General features: G+C 46.1%; 22 protein-coding genes. All 22 read left to right on the plus strand.

Going from position 1 to position 14,219, the window contains the following annotated elements; all coding sequences use genetic code 11:
- The first annotated feature begins 52 nt into the window (after nt 1-52).
- The 22 genes from RJ60_RS03095 to rpsH all read left to right on the plus strand — a co-directional run bounded on the left by RJ60_RS03095 (nt 53) and on the right by rpsH (nt 14,212).
- The gene (locus tag RJ60_RS03095; protein WP_243392221.1) at nt 53-1,870 is read left to right on the plus strand and encodes a penicillin-binding transpeptidase domain-containing protein; all 1,818 of its coding nucleotides are present in this window, start codon (nt 53-55) and stop codon (nt 1,868-1,870) included.
- Nucleotides 1,842-2,771: a DNA polymerase III subunit delta gene (locus RJ60_RS03100; protein ID WP_099828904.1), complete on the plus strand. Its 930-nt coding sequence runs from the start codon at nt 1,842-1,844 to the stop codon at nt 2,769-2,771. The genes RJ60_RS03095 and RJ60_RS03100 overlap by 29 nt, the downstream gene beginning before the upstream one ends.
- Nucleotides 2,772-2,891: 120 nt before the next feature.
- Nucleotides 2,892-3,266, plus strand: coding sequence for a 30S ribosomal protein S12 (gene rpsL / locus RJ60_RS03105; RefSeq protein ID WP_006492338.1), 375 nt, complete (start codon nt 2,892-2,894; stop codon nt 3,264-3,266).
- Between the two features lie 14 nt (nt 3,267-3,280).
- The gene (gene rpsG, locus RJ60_RS03110) at nt 3,281-3,748 is read left to right on the plus strand and encodes a 30S ribosomal protein S7 (protein WP_099828905.1); all 468 of its coding nucleotides are present in this window, start codon (nt 3,281-3,283) and stop codon (nt 3,746-3,748) included.
- A 73-nt stretch (nt 3,749-3,821) separates the two neighbouring features.
- Nucleotides 3,822-5,846 (plus strand): elongation factor G, encoded by a 2,025-nt coding sequence (gene fusA, locus RJ60_RS03115; protein WP_243392227.1) that lies wholly within the window; start codon nt 3,822-3,824, stop codon nt 5,844-5,846.
- A gap of 33 nt (nt 5,847-5,879) precedes the next feature.
- Nucleotides 5,880-7,076 carry an elongation factor Tu gene (tuf, locus tag RJ60_RS03120; protein ID WP_099828907.1) on the plus strand — a complete coding sequence of 399 codons (1,197 nt, stop codon included), beginning with the start codon at nt 5,880-5,882 and terminating at the stop codon, nt 7,074-7,076.
- Between the two features lie 70 nt (nt 7,077-7,146).
- Nucleotides 7,147-7,455, plus strand: a complete 309-nt coding sequence (rpsJ, locus tag RJ60_RS03125) for a 30S ribosomal protein S10 (protein WP_006492343.1) — start codon at nt 7,147-7,149, stop codon at nt 7,453-7,455.
- Nucleotides 7,456-7,477: 22 nt separating this feature from the next.
- Nucleotides 7,478-8,110, plus strand: coding sequence for a 50S ribosomal protein L3 (gene rplC, locus RJ60_RS03130; protein ID WP_099828908.1), 633 nt, complete (start codon nt 7,478-7,480; stop codon nt 8,108-8,110).
- A gap of 32 nt (nt 8,111-8,142) precedes the next feature.
- The gene (gene rplD, locus RJ60_RS03135) at nt 8,143-8,823 is read left to right on the plus strand and encodes a 50S ribosomal protein L4 (RefSeq protein WP_099828909.1); all 681 of its coding nucleotides are present in this window, start codon (nt 8,143-8,145) and stop codon (nt 8,821-8,823) included.
- Nucleotides 8,823-9,122: a 50S ribosomal protein L23 gene (gene rplW, locus RJ60_RS03140; protein WP_099828910.1), complete on the plus strand. Its 300-nt coding sequence runs from the start codon at nt 8,823-8,825 to the stop codon at nt 9,120-9,122. The genes rplD and rplW overlap by 1 nt, the downstream gene beginning before the upstream one ends.
- A 16-nt stretch (nt 9,123-9,138) precedes the next feature.
- A complete protein-coding gene (rplB, locus tag RJ60_RS03145) occupies nt 9,139-9,966 on the plus strand; it encodes a 50S ribosomal protein L2 (RefSeq protein ID WP_099828911.1) in 828 nt (275 codons plus the stop codon).
- Between the two features lie 19 nt (nt 9,967-9,985).
- Nucleotides 9,986-10,270, plus strand: coding sequence for a 30S ribosomal protein S19 (gene rpsS / locus RJ60_RS03150; RefSeq protein WP_039882973.1), 285 nt, complete (start codon nt 9,986-9,988; stop codon nt 10,268-10,270).
- A gap of 14 nt (nt 10,271-10,284) precedes the next feature.
- Nucleotides 10,285-10,719: a 50S ribosomal protein L22 gene (gene rplV / locus RJ60_RS03155; protein WP_099829017.1), complete on the plus strand. Its 435-nt coding sequence runs from the start codon at nt 10,285-10,287 to the stop codon at nt 10,717-10,719.
- 10 nt (nt 10,720-10,729) lie between these two features.
- Nucleotides 10,730-11,359, plus strand: a complete 630-nt coding sequence (gene rpsC / locus RJ60_RS03160) for a 30S ribosomal protein S3 (RefSeq protein ID WP_099828912.1) — start codon at nt 10,730-10,732, stop codon at nt 11,357-11,359.
- A 24-nt stretch (nt 11,360-11,383) separates the two neighbouring features.
- Entirely contained in the window at nt 11,384-11,809 is a 426-nt protein-coding gene (gene rplP, locus RJ60_RS03165) for a 50S ribosomal protein L16 (RefSeq protein ID WP_006492352.1), read from the plus strand.
- On the plus strand, nt 11,809-12,009 hold the full coding sequence (gene rpmC, locus RJ60_RS03170; protein WP_099772028.1) for a 50S ribosomal protein L29: 201 nt from the start codon (nt 11,809-11,811) through the stop codon (nt 12,007-12,009). The genes rplP and rpmC overlap by 1 nt, the downstream gene beginning before the upstream one ends.
- A gap of 6 nt (nt 12,010-12,015) precedes the next feature.
- The gene (gene rpsQ / locus RJ60_RS03175; RefSeq protein ID WP_099828913.1) at nt 12,016-12,321 is read left to right on the plus strand and encodes a 30S ribosomal protein S17; all 306 of its coding nucleotides are present in this window, start codon (nt 12,016-12,018) and stop codon (nt 12,319-12,321) included.
- Nucleotides 12,318-12,686 (plus strand): 50S ribosomal protein L14, encoded by a 369-nt coding sequence (gene rplN / locus RJ60_RS03180; RefSeq protein ID WP_099828914.1) that lies wholly within the window; start codon nt 12,318-12,320, stop codon nt 12,684-12,686. The genes rpsQ and rplN overlap by 4 nt, the downstream gene beginning before the upstream one ends.
- Nucleotides 12,687-12,698: 12 nt before the next feature.
- Nucleotides 12,699-13,019: a 50S ribosomal protein L24 gene (gene rplX / locus RJ60_RS03185; RefSeq protein WP_099828915.1), complete on the plus strand. Its 321-nt coding sequence runs from the start codon at nt 12,699-12,701 to the stop codon at nt 13,017-13,019.
- Between the two features lie 16 nt (nt 13,020-13,035).
- Nucleotides 13,036-13,596: a 50S ribosomal protein L5 gene (gene rplE / locus RJ60_RS03190; protein WP_099828916.1), complete on the plus strand. Its 561-nt coding sequence runs from the start codon at nt 13,036-13,038 to the stop codon at nt 13,594-13,596.
- Nucleotides 13,597-13,608: 12 nt separating this feature from the next.
- Nucleotides 13,609-13,794, plus strand: coding sequence for a type Z 30S ribosomal protein S14 (locus RJ60_RS03195; protein ID WP_099772033.1), 186 nt, complete (start codon nt 13,609-13,611; stop codon nt 13,792-13,794).
- Nucleotides 13,795-13,807: 13 nt separating this feature from the next.
- Nucleotides 13,808-14,212: a 30S ribosomal protein S8 gene (gene rpsH / locus RJ60_RS03200; RefSeq protein ID WP_099828917.1), complete on the plus strand. Its 405-nt coding sequence runs from the start codon at nt 13,808-13,810 to the stop codon at nt 14,210-14,212.
- Nucleotides 14,213-14,219 lie beyond the last annotated feature (7 nt).

Consider the following 14,219-nt stretch of genomic DNA (forward strand, 5'->3'; position numbering starts at 1 on the left):
ACTTTGTCGAGGTGGATCTTAAATCAAGAGACTGGCTAGCAGAGTTACACTGTTGTATGTTCTTCTTATACTTTGTGTAGGAGTCTTCGCGGTAAGAGCGGGATATATCTCCCTGTTTACTGACCCGGATTTGCCGGTGATGCTCGGAGTAAACAAGATTCCTGCTCTGAGAGGCTCTATCTACGATTCAAGAGGCAGACTTCTAGCTAGTGATTCACTGATCTATGAAGCATGGCTTGATCTTGGGTATCTACGACTTGCGACTTCGTCCGATCAAGTGGATCGTGTTCTCAAGAATGTTGAGCTTTCTTTCGGCATTTCTTATGAGAAGCTTCAGGAAAATCTTCAGAGCACAAAGAGTTTTCTCCTTCTTGGCACTGCGCCGACTAACGATGAGATGCAACGAAGAATTACACCGATAACAAGACGGTATATCTCCCTGGAAATGCAGAGGGAGAGATTGAGTTTTGGAGAATATGGTTTAGATAGGATAATCGGTAAGCTTGACAAGGGCGGGGTTCCGCTTAATGGTATAGAGCTAAGCTACAACGAGCATCTTTCAGGCAAAGAGGACGGTTTGATAAGAAGGACGCTCACAAGTGCCTGGAGAGAAGAACCAACAAATGGCGATGACATATATCTCTCGATTGACATAGACATTCAGAAGATGGTATACGAAGAACTAATGACAACCGTCGAGAAGAACATGGCAGACGGTGGAGTTGCGCTCCTCATAGAGAGCAAGACGGGAAAGATACTGGCGTATGCAGGTGCTTACGACTGGGACGTTGGATTGATGGGAATCTTTGAACCAGGTTCAACAATAAAACCGTTGATCTACTCATTGGCGTTGCAAAGCGGATCTATTACAGAAACCATGACTTTTCAATGCACTGGAAGGATCCAGCCTGTTCCTGGACTCGACATAGTTATCAGAGATGTAGAGGGCGAACGACACGGTGTTCAGACTTTCAGGGAGGCAATCATCAATTCATGCAACGTTGCTGCAGTTCAGGTGGGCGGGAAGATACTTAATACTCTTGGTAAGGAGGAAATGTACAATCAGTTAAGAAATATTGGGTTTGGTAGGCTCTCAGGAGTAGATCTTCCTGGCGAGACTCCCGGAATTCTACCCAGGGCAAAGGATTGGTCTTTGATTTCTCCCTACCAGTTCCCAATAGGTCAGGGTCTCGGGGTTAACATATTCCAGATGGTAAAAGCTCTCAATGTCTTTCCTTCAGGGGGGCAATTCATTACTCCAACGTTTGTCAGAGCCATAAGGAGCGGTGAGGGGCTGACAAACATTCCTAAGAAAGTTGATGGGACTCTGTTTTCCCCAGAACTAGTTTCAACCATGCTTCCAATACTTGAGAGCGTAGTGATCGAGGGAACCGGCACAATGGCCAGAGTTGATGGAATCAGAATAGCCGGGAAGACCGGAACTGCTCAAAAGGCTGGACCGGGAGGGTATAACGAAGAGACTTATTATTCACTTTTCTACGGTTTCTTTCCTGTTGAAAATCCGACATACACTTTATATATAATGATAGATACACCGAAGGCAGGCGCTTACTACGGAGGATTCGTAGCGGCTCCGATGTTTGCGTCAATTGTGAGAAATCTATACGGGATAGGTGTTGAAAAAGAGATCTACGAAGGTGTTTACAGCTGGAAGATGCCCGATCTAGGAGGATACTCACTACTAGATGTAAGAGAAATTGCGGAGATCTATGGGGTCGACAAGATAGTAATTCACGGCTCGGGTTGTGTCATAAGCCAGTATCCGGAGATAGGCCAGCCTGTTGAAGATAGATTTGAAGTGTGGTTAGGAGCATTAAGCTATGATATACGAGATAACGGGGGACAGTGAGGTTCTGAAAGACTTCTTCATTCGAGAGAGAGCAACGGGTTTTTTCCACATAAGCGAAGATATGCCTGACAAGAGCGTAAAGTTCAGGACGGCTATTTCGACCGTGGGGATGTTCGGACCGAAACCTGTGAAGCTCTCCAAATTTGATCTTTGGAAGAAAGAGGAGAGGAAGGCCGTTGAGGCGTTGATTTTTTCCTTAGGTGAGGAGATCGATGTTTTCATCGAGGGACGTTTGAACATAGATGTTGAGTCAGAAAAGCACATCTTCGTTCTTCCTAAGCCGTGGGAAGACGACAAGTGGCAGTTGCACACAATGAAAATTGCCAAACTTATCGGGAAAACGATCTCTAGGGCTGCTGCTGAGGTCATTTTAAGCAGAGTGGGAAAGAAAGAATTCAGAATCCTCCGTGAACTTGAAAAATTATCCGTACTCTCTCCCGAAATAGATGAGAAAACTGTTGAGAAGTTTATCGATTTCGATATCGCTACAGAGGTTGAATTCCTTGCGGTTTGCTTCTTGAGTAATGATGAGAGTTTTCTTAGCTTCGCCAAGGAATCATCGGTTCCATTTACTTACTTCTCCTCGGTACTGGCTAAGCTTGCTATTGATTTGGGTACGATACTGGAGAAGAGAAAAGGACGAACAGGAGTGACTTGGACGGAGATAAAAGATATCTCTAGTTCGACCGGTATAGCTAGTGCAAGAGTTGCAAAACTTCTGGGGTACAGTTTTTCAAACATGAGAGAGAAGAGAGTAAATCTCAGTCTTTTGCATTCCAGGTTGTTTCTGAAGAATCTAATCGTCTTTCTTCAAGAGCTCGATGAATCAATAAAGAATGGGCAATCAAATCAGCAACTTTCGTTTTTTCAGTTAGTCGGAGAATCTTCAAACTTGAAGTAACTCTTAGGTAACATTTTCTACCTGAAACATCCCGTTCAGCTAGCTTCAATTGACAGTACCACCAGCGCATTGTACAATTGCTTTCGGCAAAATGCTTATAAGGAGGCGAATCGCAACCAGATGCCCACTATAAATCAATTGATAAGACACGGAAGGAAACAGTTGAAGCAGAAGTCTGCTTCTCCGGCTCTTGAAAACAATCCTCAGAAGCGAGGAGTCTGTGTAAGGGTCTCTACAATGACACCTAAGAAGCCGAACTCAGCTCTGAGGAAAATCGCGAGAGTACGTCTCTCAAATGGGACAGAAGTAACGGCCTACATTCCTGGTGAAGGTCACAACCTGCAGGAGCATTCCGTAGTTCTTGTGAGAGGTGGAAGAGTGAAGGACCTTCCTGGCGTAAGATACAAGATAGTGAGAGGTACTTTAGACGCTGAAGGTGTAGCGAACAGGAAGCAGTCGAGAAGTCGATATGGCGCCAAGAGGCCGAAGAAATAAGGAGGCAGTTCTAGATGAGAAGACGTCAGTCTGAGAAGAGAGAAGTAGTACTTGATCCAATCTACAATGACGCAGTAGTAACAAGATTAATCAACAAGATAATGATTGATGGAAAGAAGAGCAAGGCAGAAGCAACGGTATATGGAGCACTCGAAGCTCTCTCTGAGAGAACTAAGCAGCCCCCGATGGAGGCATTTAAGAAAGCTCTTAACAACGTGAAGCCTCTTTTGGAAGTAAGGCCAAGAAGAGTTGGGGGGTCTACATATCAGATACCTTTCGAAGTTCCTGAAAGACGTGCAGTTGCGCTTGCGATAAGATGGATAGTAACATCCGCTAGGTCGAAGTCGGGCAAACCACTCAAAGAGAAGCTCGCTTTGGAACTTGTTGACGCATACAATGGACAGGGAAACGCAGTTAAGAAGAGAGAAGACGTGCACAGAATGGCGGAGGCTGGAAAGGCTTACGCTCATTTCAGATGGTAGAGGCAGTTCGGCAGGAGGAAGGATAGTGAAAGAGAGAGTCACGACCCTAGAAAAGACCCGAAACATAGGAATAATGGCTCATATAGACGCGGGTAAGACAACTACCACCGAGCGTATTCTCTTCTATACTGGAAAAAATTACAAGCTCGGTAGTGTTGACGAAGGTACCGCAACAATGGATTGGATGGACCAGGAGAAGGAAAGAGGCATCACTATCACTTCTGCAGCAACTACAGCATTTTGGAAGGATTATCGGATTAATATTATTGATACACCCGGGCACGTTGACTTTACGGTTGAGGTCGAAAGATCGTTGAGGGTTCTTGACGGCGCCGTTGCCGTGTTTGACGCTCAGGCTGGAGTAGAGCCGCAGTCCGAGACAGTTTGGAGACAGGCAGACAAATATCATGTCCCTAGAATTGCCTTCATGAACAAGATGGATAAAATCGGAGCTGATTTCAAGGCGGCAGTTGATTCCATGATTGCTAAATTGAAGGCCAACCCCGTGGCAATTCAGCTCCCAATTGGTTCTGAGGCAAACTTCGAAGGCGTTATTGACCTTGTCGAGATGAAAGCGTTTCGATGGACTAACCAAAACGGGACGGAATACGGAGTCTCCATGATACCTGAGAGTATGCTGAACGAGGTGGAAGAGGCTCGTGAAGATCTGGTTACTCACGTCGCTGAGTTTGATGAAGAACTCATGGAGTTATATATAGAGGGTAAGGATCTTCCGTCAGATAGAATGAAAGCGGCAATAAGGAAAGCTACTCTTGCGGGACTATTGACTCCGGTTCTCTGTGGATCTGCCTTTAAGAACAAGGGGATTCAGCTGCTGCTCGATGCTGTTGTCGATTACCTGCCATCGCCGAAGGATCTACCCCCCGTAATAGGAGAGTTAATTGACAGTGGAAATGAAATTGAGGTTCACCCGGACGAGAACGGACCCTTTGTTGCATTGGCTTTCAAGATAATGGTTGATCCATTTGTTGGAAAATTGACCTTTTTAAGGGTGTATTCAGGTTCTCTAGAGAAGGGATCATACGTAATTAACGCAAACAAGAACGTCAAGGAGAGGATTTCCAGACTACTATTTATGCATGCAGATAAGAGAGAAGAGGTTGACTATATACGTGCCGGGGATATAGTTGCAGTCGTTGGTTTAAAGAATACCATGACCGGAGAAACAGTGGGTCGTGCTGATGAAAAGATTATCTTGGAGAAGATCGAGTTTCCGGAACCTGTAATCTCGATTGCGATAGAACCACAGACTAAAGATGATGCTTCTAAGCTGAGTAAAGCGCTTTTTGCTCTCGTAGAGGAGGATCCTTCCCTTAGGAGTTATGTTGACACCGAGATGGGAGAGACGATCTTGTCGGGAATGGGGGAACTTCATCTTGAGGTAATTGTTGAGAGAATCAAGAGAGAGTTCAACGTTGGCCTAAGGGTTGGAAACCCACAGGTCGCTTATCGAGAGACAATAAGAGCGAAAGCCATTGGTGAAGCGAAGTATATAAGACAGACCGGTGGCAAGGGTCAGTACGGGCATGTGATCTTAAGTGTTGAGCCCATCACTGACAAGAATTCCAACTTCGTTTTTGAAGACAGTACGGTTGGCGGAACAATTCCGAGGGAGTTCATAAAGCCTGTTGAGCGTGGAGTCAGAGAAGCGATGGATTCGGGATTTCTTGCTGGTTACCCAATGGTCAACGTGAAAGTTTCTTTGCTGGACGGTTCTTACCATGAAGTGGATTCTTCGGAGATTGCTTTCAGTATTGCTGGATCGATGGCCTTCAAAGAAGCTGTACGCAAAGCGAGTCCTTCTTTGCTTGAACCGATAATGGCTGTAGAGATTAATACGCCTGAAGAATATATGGGAGACTTGATTGCTGATCTGAATTCCAGGCGAGCCAAGATTGAGGGTTTCGAGACCAGGGCTGGTCTCAAGATTATTAAGGCTCACGTTCCTCTTTCCGAGCTTTTCGGTTATGCGACAGTTTGCAGATCCCTCTCGCAGGGAAGAGCAATCCACATTATTCAGTTCTCCCACTATTCGGAAGTTCCAGTGAAAATTGCAGATAAGATTCTTGGAAGATAGAGATCCCAAATAAGTTTTTGGAGGAGGGAAACCATGGCTAAGGAAAAATTTGAACGTTCAAAACCACATCTTAACATCGGTACGATTGGACACATTGACCACGGTAAGACTACTCTTACTGCGGCAATTACAAAGAGTCTGGCATTCAAGGGTCTTGCTGACTTCTCCCCGTTTGACTCAATTGACAAGGCGCCGGAGGAAAAAGCAAGAGGAATCACAATCAACGTTGCTCATATCGAGTACCAGACTGACAAAAGGCATTACGCCCACATCGACTGTCCAGGTCACGCTGACTATATCAAGAACATGATCACCGGAGCCGCTCAGATGGACGGGGCTATTCTTGTTGTCGCTGCTACTGACGGTGTCATGCCTCAGACGAGGGAACACGTTCTCCTTGCGAGACAGGTCAACGTTCCCGCAATGGTGGTGTACATAAACAAGGTCGACGCAGTCGACGATGAAGAATTGGTCGAACTGGTTGAGGAAGAAGTAAGAGAGCTTCTTTCCTCCTATGAGTTCCCTGGTGACGAGCTTCCAGTTATCAAGGGCTCTGCGCTGAAGGCACTTGAAGCAGATAGTCCAAATGAATGGACAGAGAGCATATACGAGCTGATGAATGCCTGCGACGATTACTTCCCGGAGCCTGTCAGAGAAACTGACAAGCCATTCCTCATGCCAGTGGAGGATATCTTCACCATTACAGGAAGAGGAACGGTAGTTACTGGAAGAATCGAGCGCGGAGCTGTTCATGTCGGTGATGAAGTTGAGATAATTGGACTTTCCTATGAGACGAAGAAGACAGTATGTACCGGTGTGGAAATGTTCAGAAAACTCCTTGATGAGGGGCAGGCCGGCGACAATATCGGGGCACTTCTGAGAGGTGTGGCAAAGGAAGAAGTCAAGAGAGGGCAGGTACTTGCAAAACCAGGATCAATAACACCTCACAAGAAATTCACTGCAAACGTCTATGTTCTGAAGAAGGAAGAGGGAGGTCGCCATTCTCCGTTTACAAAGGGTTACAGGCCTCAGTTCTTCATTAAGACAGCAGACGTTACTGGAGAAATCGCGGATCTTCCCGAGGGTGTCGAAATGGTTATTCCTGGCGATAACGTTGAAATGACTATCCAGCTTATCTACCCCGTTGCGATTGAAAAGGGTTTGAGATTTGCAATCCGTGAGGGTGGCAGGACAGTTGGCGCCGGAGTCGTCAGCTCAATAATTGAGTGATTAACGGTCTTTCCAGGAGAAGGGGGAGTAATCTCCCTTCCCTGTTAACAGAAGGAGGGAACATTTAGGCATGGCCAAGCAAAAAATCAGGATTCGCTTGAAGGCTTACGATCATAAACTGCTTGACTTGTCGGCCAAGAAAATTGTCGAAGCTGTAAAGCTCACCAATGCTAAGGTATCGGGTCCGGTGCCATTGCCAACGGAGAGGACGCTCTACACTGTTCTAACTTCGCCACACAAGTTCAAGGATGCAAGAGAGCAGTTTGAGAAGCTAGTTCATAAGAGGTTGATTGAGATCCTAGATCCTACACCAAAGACGATAGATTCTCTTATGAAAGTCGACCTCCCCGCGGGTGTAGACGTGGAGATTAAACTGTAAAGAGACTTCGGAGGTGTGATAGATGAAAGGTATATTGGGTAGAAAACTCGGTATGACAACTATATACAAAGATGGAAAAGCCTTCGGAGTTACCGTAGTGAAAGCCGGTCCATGTACAGTAGTACAGAAAAAGACGAGTGAAGGTGGCGAATACGACGCCGTTCAAGTTGGATTCGAAGAGCTTACACCGGAAAGAGCAAAGAAAATACTTACAAAGCCTCTGGTGAAAAAGTTTGAAGCAGCAAAGGTCAAACCACATAGAGTTCTCAAAGAGTTCAAGTTTGGTAACGTCAATGACTTCAATGTTGGTGATATCATAGAAGTCGGCGTCTTTTCTGAAGGCGAGAAGGTAGATGTGACTGGATTTTCGAAGGGGAGAGGTTTTTCCGGCGCGATGAAGAGATGGAACTTTAGAGGCGGAGAGGCTTCTCATGGTTCGAAATTCCACAGAGAGCTAGGTTCAGTAGGTAACCACACTGATCCGGCGAAGATCTGGAAGGGCAAGAAGATGCCCGGTCAGTACGGTAACGAAAAGAAGACAGTAAAGAATCTAACCGTAGTAAAAGTCGATGCAGAGAATGGACTCTTAGCCATTTATGGCGCAGTTCCAGGAGCGAGGGGCGGCCTCTTAATAATCAAGAGCGCAAACAGATAGCCCCGAAAATGTGTTGGAAGGAGGACGCAACAATGGCTCAAGCCGACGTTGTGAATATGGCCGGCCAGAAAGTTGGCACAGTAGAACTGAGTGAAAGCGTTTTTAACGTTGAACCTAACAAGGATCTGATGTACAGATACGTTAATATGCAGCTTTCAGGCAGACGTGCCGGACTGGCTTCGGCGAAGACAAGATCAGAGGTTAGGGGCGGGGGAAGAAAACCCTGGGCCCAGAAACACACAGGAAGAGCCAGAGTCGGTTCAACCAGAAGTCCACTCTGGAGGCACGGTGGAGTGATTCATGGACCGAAGCCAAAAGACTGGTCGTTCAATATGACCAAGAAAATGAAGAAGGTTGCGCTACGATCAGTTCTAAGTATCAGACTCAATGAAGGCAATTTAATTGTGTTGGATGATCTCAAATTCGACAAACCAAAGACGAAGCAGCTCAGGGAGGTCTTGAGTAACCTTGGACTCGATAAGTCGCAGAAGACGCTCTTCGTTCTGCCGTGGCAGAAGGATGAGTATCAGAACGTTAGACTCTCCGGGAAAAACATCTATGGCGTGAAGGTAATAATCGCAGACAATCCCGGAAATACAGCCGTCACCAGTAAGGCGAATATCGACGGGCTTAACGTCTACGACATAGTAAATCATGAAAAGCTTGTGATCACTACTGATCTTGTTCGTAAGATCGAGGAGGTGCTCGGGTAATGACTGAAAAGAAGTATTACGGAGACGTTCTCCTCAGACCGTTGATCACTGAAAAGACAGTTGCTTCTGGTGAATTGAACAAGTACATTTTTGAGGTTCATAGAGATGCCAATAAGCAGACAGTCAAAGACGCCGTTGAGAAGCTTTTCAATGTGAAGGTTAAACAGGTAAATATCATGAACATGAAGGGAAAACCAAAGAAGCGCGGTGTCTTTGTTGGCAAGTCGAGGTCCTGGAAGAAAGCAATCGTTACGCTTGTGACTGGATACAGGATTAAAGAACTCGAAGGCCAACACTAAGGTGAGGTGAGATGATATGGCATTGAGAAAGTTTAATCCCGTCACCAAAAGCAGACGGTTTATGCTTCTTCCAGACTTCAAGGAAGTTACAAAGACTGAACCGGAAAAGTCTCTTCTGGAGCCAATCAACAAGAACGCGGGTAGAAACCATCATGGAAGGATAACTGTTAGACATCAGGGTGGCGGAACCAAAAAGCGTTACAGGGTTATCGATTTCAAGAGAGACAAGATAGGTATTCCTGCGAAAGTCGTATCGATAGAGTATGACCCGAACAGAACGGCGAGGATTGCTCTTCTCCAATACATCGACGGTGAGAAGAGATACATGCTGGCTCCGAAGGGTTTGAAGGTCGGAGATGGTATTCAGAACGGCGACCAGGCTGAAATTTCAGTTGGAAATTCAATGCCACTGGAGCGAATACCGGTCGGCACGATCGTGCATAACGTTGAGTTTATACCAGGCAAGGGCGGCCAGATTGCGAGAGCTGCGGGTACCTACGCACAGCTAATGGCAAAAGAGGGAAGATACGCTCTTCTTAGGATGCCGTCTGGTGAGTTGAGAAGAGTAGTTGTGAAATGCATGGCAACTATCGGCATGGTCGGAAATGAAGAACACTCGAATGAGGTCCATGGAAAAGCAGGTAGAAAGAGATGGCTTGGAGTTAGACCGTCGGTCAGAGGCATGACGATGAACCCGGTCGATCACCCGATGGGTGGAGGAGAAGGGCGTTCTAAGGGACACCTTCCTCAGAGCCCCTGGGGCCAGCCGGCCAGAGGTTACAAGACAAGGAAGAACAAGAAGCCTTCAGATAACCTCATAGTGAAGCGCAGGAACCAGAATTGATCAGGGGGTGTAGTTGAAGATGTCGAGATCTAAGAAGAAAGGCCCATACGTACACCCGAGTCTCTTGAAAAAGATTAGAGAGCTGAATGAAAAGGGAGAAAAGAAACCCATAAAGACTTGGAGCAGGGCGTCCATGATTCTTCCTGAAATGATCGGACACACAATAGCTGTCTACAACGGGATGAAGCATATACCTGTTTACATTTCAGAGAATATGATTGGTCACAGACTGGGTGAGTTCTCTCCCACCAGGAGGTTCGGTGGGCATGCCGATAAGAAAAGCAAGAAGGGTGAAGTAAGATGAGGGAGGGTGCTGAGATGGCGCAGGCTACGCAGAGAGATAAGCGTTCTGTTTTCCATAGGAAGCGCAAAGAAGAAGCAGCAGCAACTCCTGTCACTCAGGCAAAGGCAGTTGCGAAGTTTGTCAGAATCTCCCCTAGAAAGGCGAGATCAGTTGTCAACGCAATAAGAAATAAGGAAGTGGGCGAGGCTTTTCAGATTCTAGAGTTCTCACCAAAAAAGGCCTCCCGTTTGGTTTACAAAGTTCTGCGCTCTGCAGTAGCAAATGCAGAGAACAATTTTGGACTGAATATCGATAGTCTCTATGTTGAAAAAGCTGTAGTTGATGACGGTCCGAGAATGAAGCGATTGTGGCCGCGAGGTAGAGGAAGAGCAGATATTCAGCAGAAAAGATTTAGCCACATAACCGTTGTTGTAGCAAACCGCGAAGAAACTAGCAATCCTCAGGAGTGAGGTGACATAAGTGGGTCAGAAGGTACATCCTTATGGATTCAGGCTTGGTGTAAGTAAAGATTGGAAAGCCCGATGGATTAACGAGAGGAACTACAAAGAATATCTACTCGAAGATCTTAAGATAAGGGACTTTCTTAAGAAGAATTACATGGCTGCCGGAGTTTCCGACATTTACATCGAAAGGCCGGAGCCAGGTAAGGTGGTTATTACCATCAAGTGCGCCAGACCTGGTGTGATGATTGGAAAGAAAGGCAGTGAAGTGAAGCTGCTAAGGCAGCGGCTGGAGAAGCTTATAACCAGGCAGTTCCAGCTGAATATCGAAGAAGTGAAAACACCCGAGACCGATGCGATTCTTGTTGCTGAGGATATTGCGTCAAGAATTGAGAAGAGAGCTTCTTATAAGAGAGCCATGAAGAGAGCGATATTCACTGCAATGAGAAAGGGAGCTAAAGGTATCAAGATAATGGTTTCCGGAAGACTGAACGGAGCTGATATTGCCAGGACAGAGTGGTACCTGGAAGGAAGACTTCCTCTCCAGACCCTCAGAGCTGATCTGGACTACGGTTACACCACAGCCTTTACTAAGATGGGAATAATCGGAGTGAAGGTATGGATCTACAAAGGCGACGTACAGGTGTAATTGCAAGAGGGGAGGTAGTTCATAATGTTAATGCCCAAAAGGGTAAAATACAGGAAGCAACAAAGAGGTAAGATGAACGGCAAGGCAAAAGGCGGGACAATCGTTCACTTTGGTGAATGGGGAATAAAGGCTCTCGAACCACACTGGATAACTGCTCAGCAGATCGAGTCCTGCCGAATTGCGATTACGAGAACACTTAAGAGGAATGGTAATCTCTGGATTCGAATCTTCCCTGACAAACCTATTACATCAAAAGGTATTGGCGTGAGAATGGGGAAGGGAAAGGGAGATGTCGAAGGCTGGGTAGCTGTCGTGAAGCCCGGGAAGATCATGTTCGAAATAGGAGGAGTGCCTGACCAGCTTGCGAAAGAGGCTCTCGAAAAAGCTGCTTCTAAGTTACCTATCAGAACAAAGATAGTACCGAGGTATCAGATAGGAGGTGAGCTCTGATGAAAGCAGTCGAACTTCAAAAGTTCACCGATGAAGAACTCACTCAGATGCTCGAAGATTCAAAAAGAAAGCTGATGGACCTCAGGTTCCAGCTGGAAATGAACAGGTTGAAGAACCATTCCCAGATAACTGTAGTAAAGCGCGACATAGCCAGGATAAAGACTATCCTTCGCGGTCGTGAGCTGGGGATAAGGAGGTAGTCCGCCATGCCAAGAAAGACACTAGTAGGAACGGTAGTAAGTGACAAGATGGATAAAACGATTGTAGTAAGTGTAACAAGAACGCATATACATCCCTTCTATGGGAAGACGATGAAAACTACTAAGAAGTATCACGCAGATGATCCCAATGGTCTTGCTGGAATGGGAGACACAGTAGAGATCGAGGAATGCAGACCGTTGAGCAAGATGAAGAAATTCAGACTTGTCAAGGTTTTGAAGAAGGATATTTATACAGGAGAAATTTCTGAGACTCCCGAGGCCGTTGAAGGCTCCGGAGGTGACCAGAAATGATCCAGTCTGAATCTTACCTGAAGGTCGCCGACAATTCCGGTGCGAGAATGATTAAGGTCATTCAGGTTACCGGTGGTTACAGAAAGAGATCGGGAACCATTGGTGACATAGTAGTTGCTGCAGTGAGGGATGTGGCGCCGAACACAGATTTCAAGAAGGGCGATATAGTGAGGGCCGTTCTTGTTAGAACGGCGAAGGAGATTCGCAGACCAGACGGTACCTACATTCGCTTCGATGACAATGCTGCGGTGATTATTGACAAGCAGAACCAGCCCAGAGGAACACGCGTCTTTGGACCTGTTGCTAGAGAAATAAGGGATAAGGGATTCTCCAAGATAGCTTCTCTAGCCCAGGAAGTCTGGTGAGGAGTGACGCAAATGAGTAGAGTGAAGAGAGAAGACATTGTAATGGTGATATCTGGTAAAGACAGGGGCAAGAAGGGCAAAGTTCTTAAGACAATTCCCTCGGAGAAGAAGATAATAGTTGAGGGTGTCAACTTCACGAAAAAGCATCAGAGACCAACCAATCAATACCGTGAAGGTGGAATAATTGAAAGGGAATCTCCAATATATGTTTCGAAAGTGATGGTTGTCTGCCCCAACTGTAATAAGCCTACGAGAGTTGCGCACAAAATCCTTGAGAATGGCGAAAAGGTTAGAGCCTGCAAGAAGTGCGGCGAGATAATCGATAAGGTCTAATGGGGAGGAATTGTTGATGGCATACGAATACGTCCCTTTGAAAGATAGATTTGAAAATGAAGTAGTCCCTACCATGACTAAGGAATTTGGTTATAAGAACAGGCTGGAAGTGCCAAGAGTCTCCAAAATAGTAGTAAACATGGGTATTGGAGAGGGATCTAGAAATGCGGATCTTCTCGATCTCCATGGTAAGGAATTGATGACGATAGCGGGACAGAAGCCAGTGGTGACGAAAGCCAAGAAGAGTATAGCCAACTTTAAACTTCGTGATGGAATGCCGGTGGGATTGAAGGTTACCCTCAGAGGTCCAAGGATGTACAACTTCCTTTACAAGCTGATAAATATTGTTCTTCCGAAGCTGAGGGACTTCAGAGGCGTTGATCCGGACTCGTTTGACGGCAGAGGCAATTATGCAATGGGACTTCCCGAACAGCTAGTCTTTCCCGAAATTGTGCCTGATCAGATAAAACGAGTTCAGGGAATGGACATAATAGTTGTTACCACGGCCAAGACTGACGAGGAGGCCAGAAGGTTGCTTGCTCTTCTAGGACTTCCTTTCAAGAGAGTCATGGTCTAAGGAGGTAGGTGCATGGCGAAGAAATCATTAATCGAAAAGTGGAAACGAGAACCCAAGTTCAAAGTAAGGAAATATAACAGATGCAATCTTTGTGGCAGACCTAGAGCAGTGTATAGAGAGTTCGGTCTTTGCAGAGTGTGCTTTAGACAGCTGGCTTCCGAGGGAAAACTCCCCGGTGTGAAGAAAGCAAGCTGGTGAGGAGGGAAATGTAATGTGGAGTGATCCCATAGCCGACATGCTCACTAGAATAAGAAATGCCAACGCTGCCTTCAAGGAGAGCGTGGATATACCGGCTTCAAATCTGAAGAAGAAGTTGCTTGATATTCTGAAGGCGGAAGGCTATATAGACGATTATAAATACATAGAGGATGGCAAACAGGGTGTCTTGAAAGTCTTCTTGAAGTACAAGGGAGACAGAAGGCACAAGATCAACGTCATCTCTGGAATCGTGAGAATTTCCAAACCTGGCAGAAGGATGTACGTGAACAAGGACAAACTTCCGAAGGTAAAGTCAGGTATGGGAATAGCAATTATAAGTACTTCCAGCGGAGTGATGACAGACAAGCAGGCCCGTTCGCAAGGCGTCGGCGGCGAAGTCATCTGCTACGTATGGTAGGGAGGGA

Source organism: Mesotoga sp. B105.6.4 (assembly GCF_002896535.1).
Classification (GTDB): domain Bacteria; phylum Thermotogota; class Thermotogae; order Petrotogales; family Kosmotogaceae; genus Mesotoga.

What these genes read in the sequence shown, in the direction of transcription:
- RJ60_RS03100 (WP_099828904.1), top strand. Translation starts at nt 1,842, where the DNA reads ATGATATACGAGATAACGGGGGACAGTGAGGTTCTGAAAGACTTCTTC.
- rpsL (WP_006492338.1), top strand. Translation starts at nt 2,892, where the DNA reads ATGCCCACTATAAATCAATTGATAAGACACGGAAGGAAACAGTTGAAG.
- rpsG (WP_099828905.1), top strand. Translation starts at nt 3,281, where the DNA reads ATGAGAAGACGTCAGTCTGAGAAGAGAGAAGTAGTACTTGATCCAATC.
- fusA (WP_243392227.1), top strand. Translation starts at nt 3,822, where the DNA reads ATGGCTCATATAGACGCGGGTAAGACAACTACCACCGAGCGTATTCTC.
- tuf (WP_099828907.1), top strand. Translation starts at nt 5,880, where the DNA reads ATGGCTAAGGAAAAATTTGAACGTTCAAAACCACATCTTAACATCGGT.
- rpsJ (WP_006492343.1), top strand. Translation starts at nt 7,147, where the DNA reads ATGGCCAAGCAAAAAATCAGGATTCGCTTGAAGGCTTACGATCATAAA.
- rplC (WP_099828908.1), top strand. Translation starts at nt 7,478, where the DNA reads ATGAAAGGTATATTGGGTAGAAAACTCGGTATGACAACTATATACAAA.
- rplD (WP_099828909.1), top strand. Translation starts at nt 8,143, where the DNA reads ATGGCTCAAGCCGACGTTGTGAATATGGCCGGCCAGAAAGTTGGCACA.
- rplW (WP_099828910.1), top strand. Translation starts at nt 8,823, where the DNA reads ATGACTGAAAAGAAGTATTACGGAGACGTTCTCCTCAGACCGTTGATC.
- rplB (WP_099828911.1), top strand. Translation starts at nt 9,139, where the DNA reads ATGGCATTGAGAAAGTTTAATCCCGTCACCAAAAGCAGACGGTTTATG.
- rpsS (WP_039882973.1), top strand. Translation starts at nt 9,986, where the DNA reads ATGTCGAGATCTAAGAAGAAAGGCCCATACGTACACCCGAGTCTCTTG.
- rplV (WP_099829017.1), top strand. Translation starts at nt 10,285, where the DNA reads ATGGCGCAGGCTACGCAGAGAGATAAGCGTTCTGTTTTCCATAGGAAG.
- rplP (WP_006492352.1), top strand. Translation starts at nt 11,384, where the DNA reads ATGTTAATGCCCAAAAGGGTAAAATACAGGAAGCAACAAAGAGGTAAG.
- rpmC (WP_099772028.1), top strand. Translation starts at nt 11,809, where the DNA reads ATGAAAGCAGTCGAACTTCAAAAGTTCACCGATGAAGAACTCACTCAG.
- rpsQ (WP_099828913.1), top strand. Translation starts at nt 12,016, where the DNA reads ATGCCAAGAAAGACACTAGTAGGAACGGTAGTAAGTGACAAGATGGAT.
- rplN (WP_099828914.1), top strand. Translation starts at nt 12,318, where the DNA reads ATGATCCAGTCTGAATCTTACCTGAAGGTCGCCGACAATTCCGGTGCG.
- rplX (WP_099828915.1), top strand. Translation starts at nt 12,699, where the DNA reads ATGAGTAGAGTGAAGAGAGAAGACATTGTAATGGTGATATCTGGTAAA.
- rplE (WP_099828916.1), top strand. Translation starts at nt 13,036, where the DNA reads ATGGCATACGAATACGTCCCTTTGAAAGATAGATTTGAAAATGAAGTA.
- RJ60_RS03195 (WP_099772033.1), top strand. Translation starts at nt 13,609, where the DNA reads ATGGCGAAGAAATCATTAATCGAAAAGTGGAAACGAGAACCCAAGTTC.
- rpsH (WP_099828917.1), top strand. Translation starts at nt 13,808, where the DNA reads ATGTGGAGTGATCCCATAGCCGACATGCTCACTAGAATAAGAAATGCC.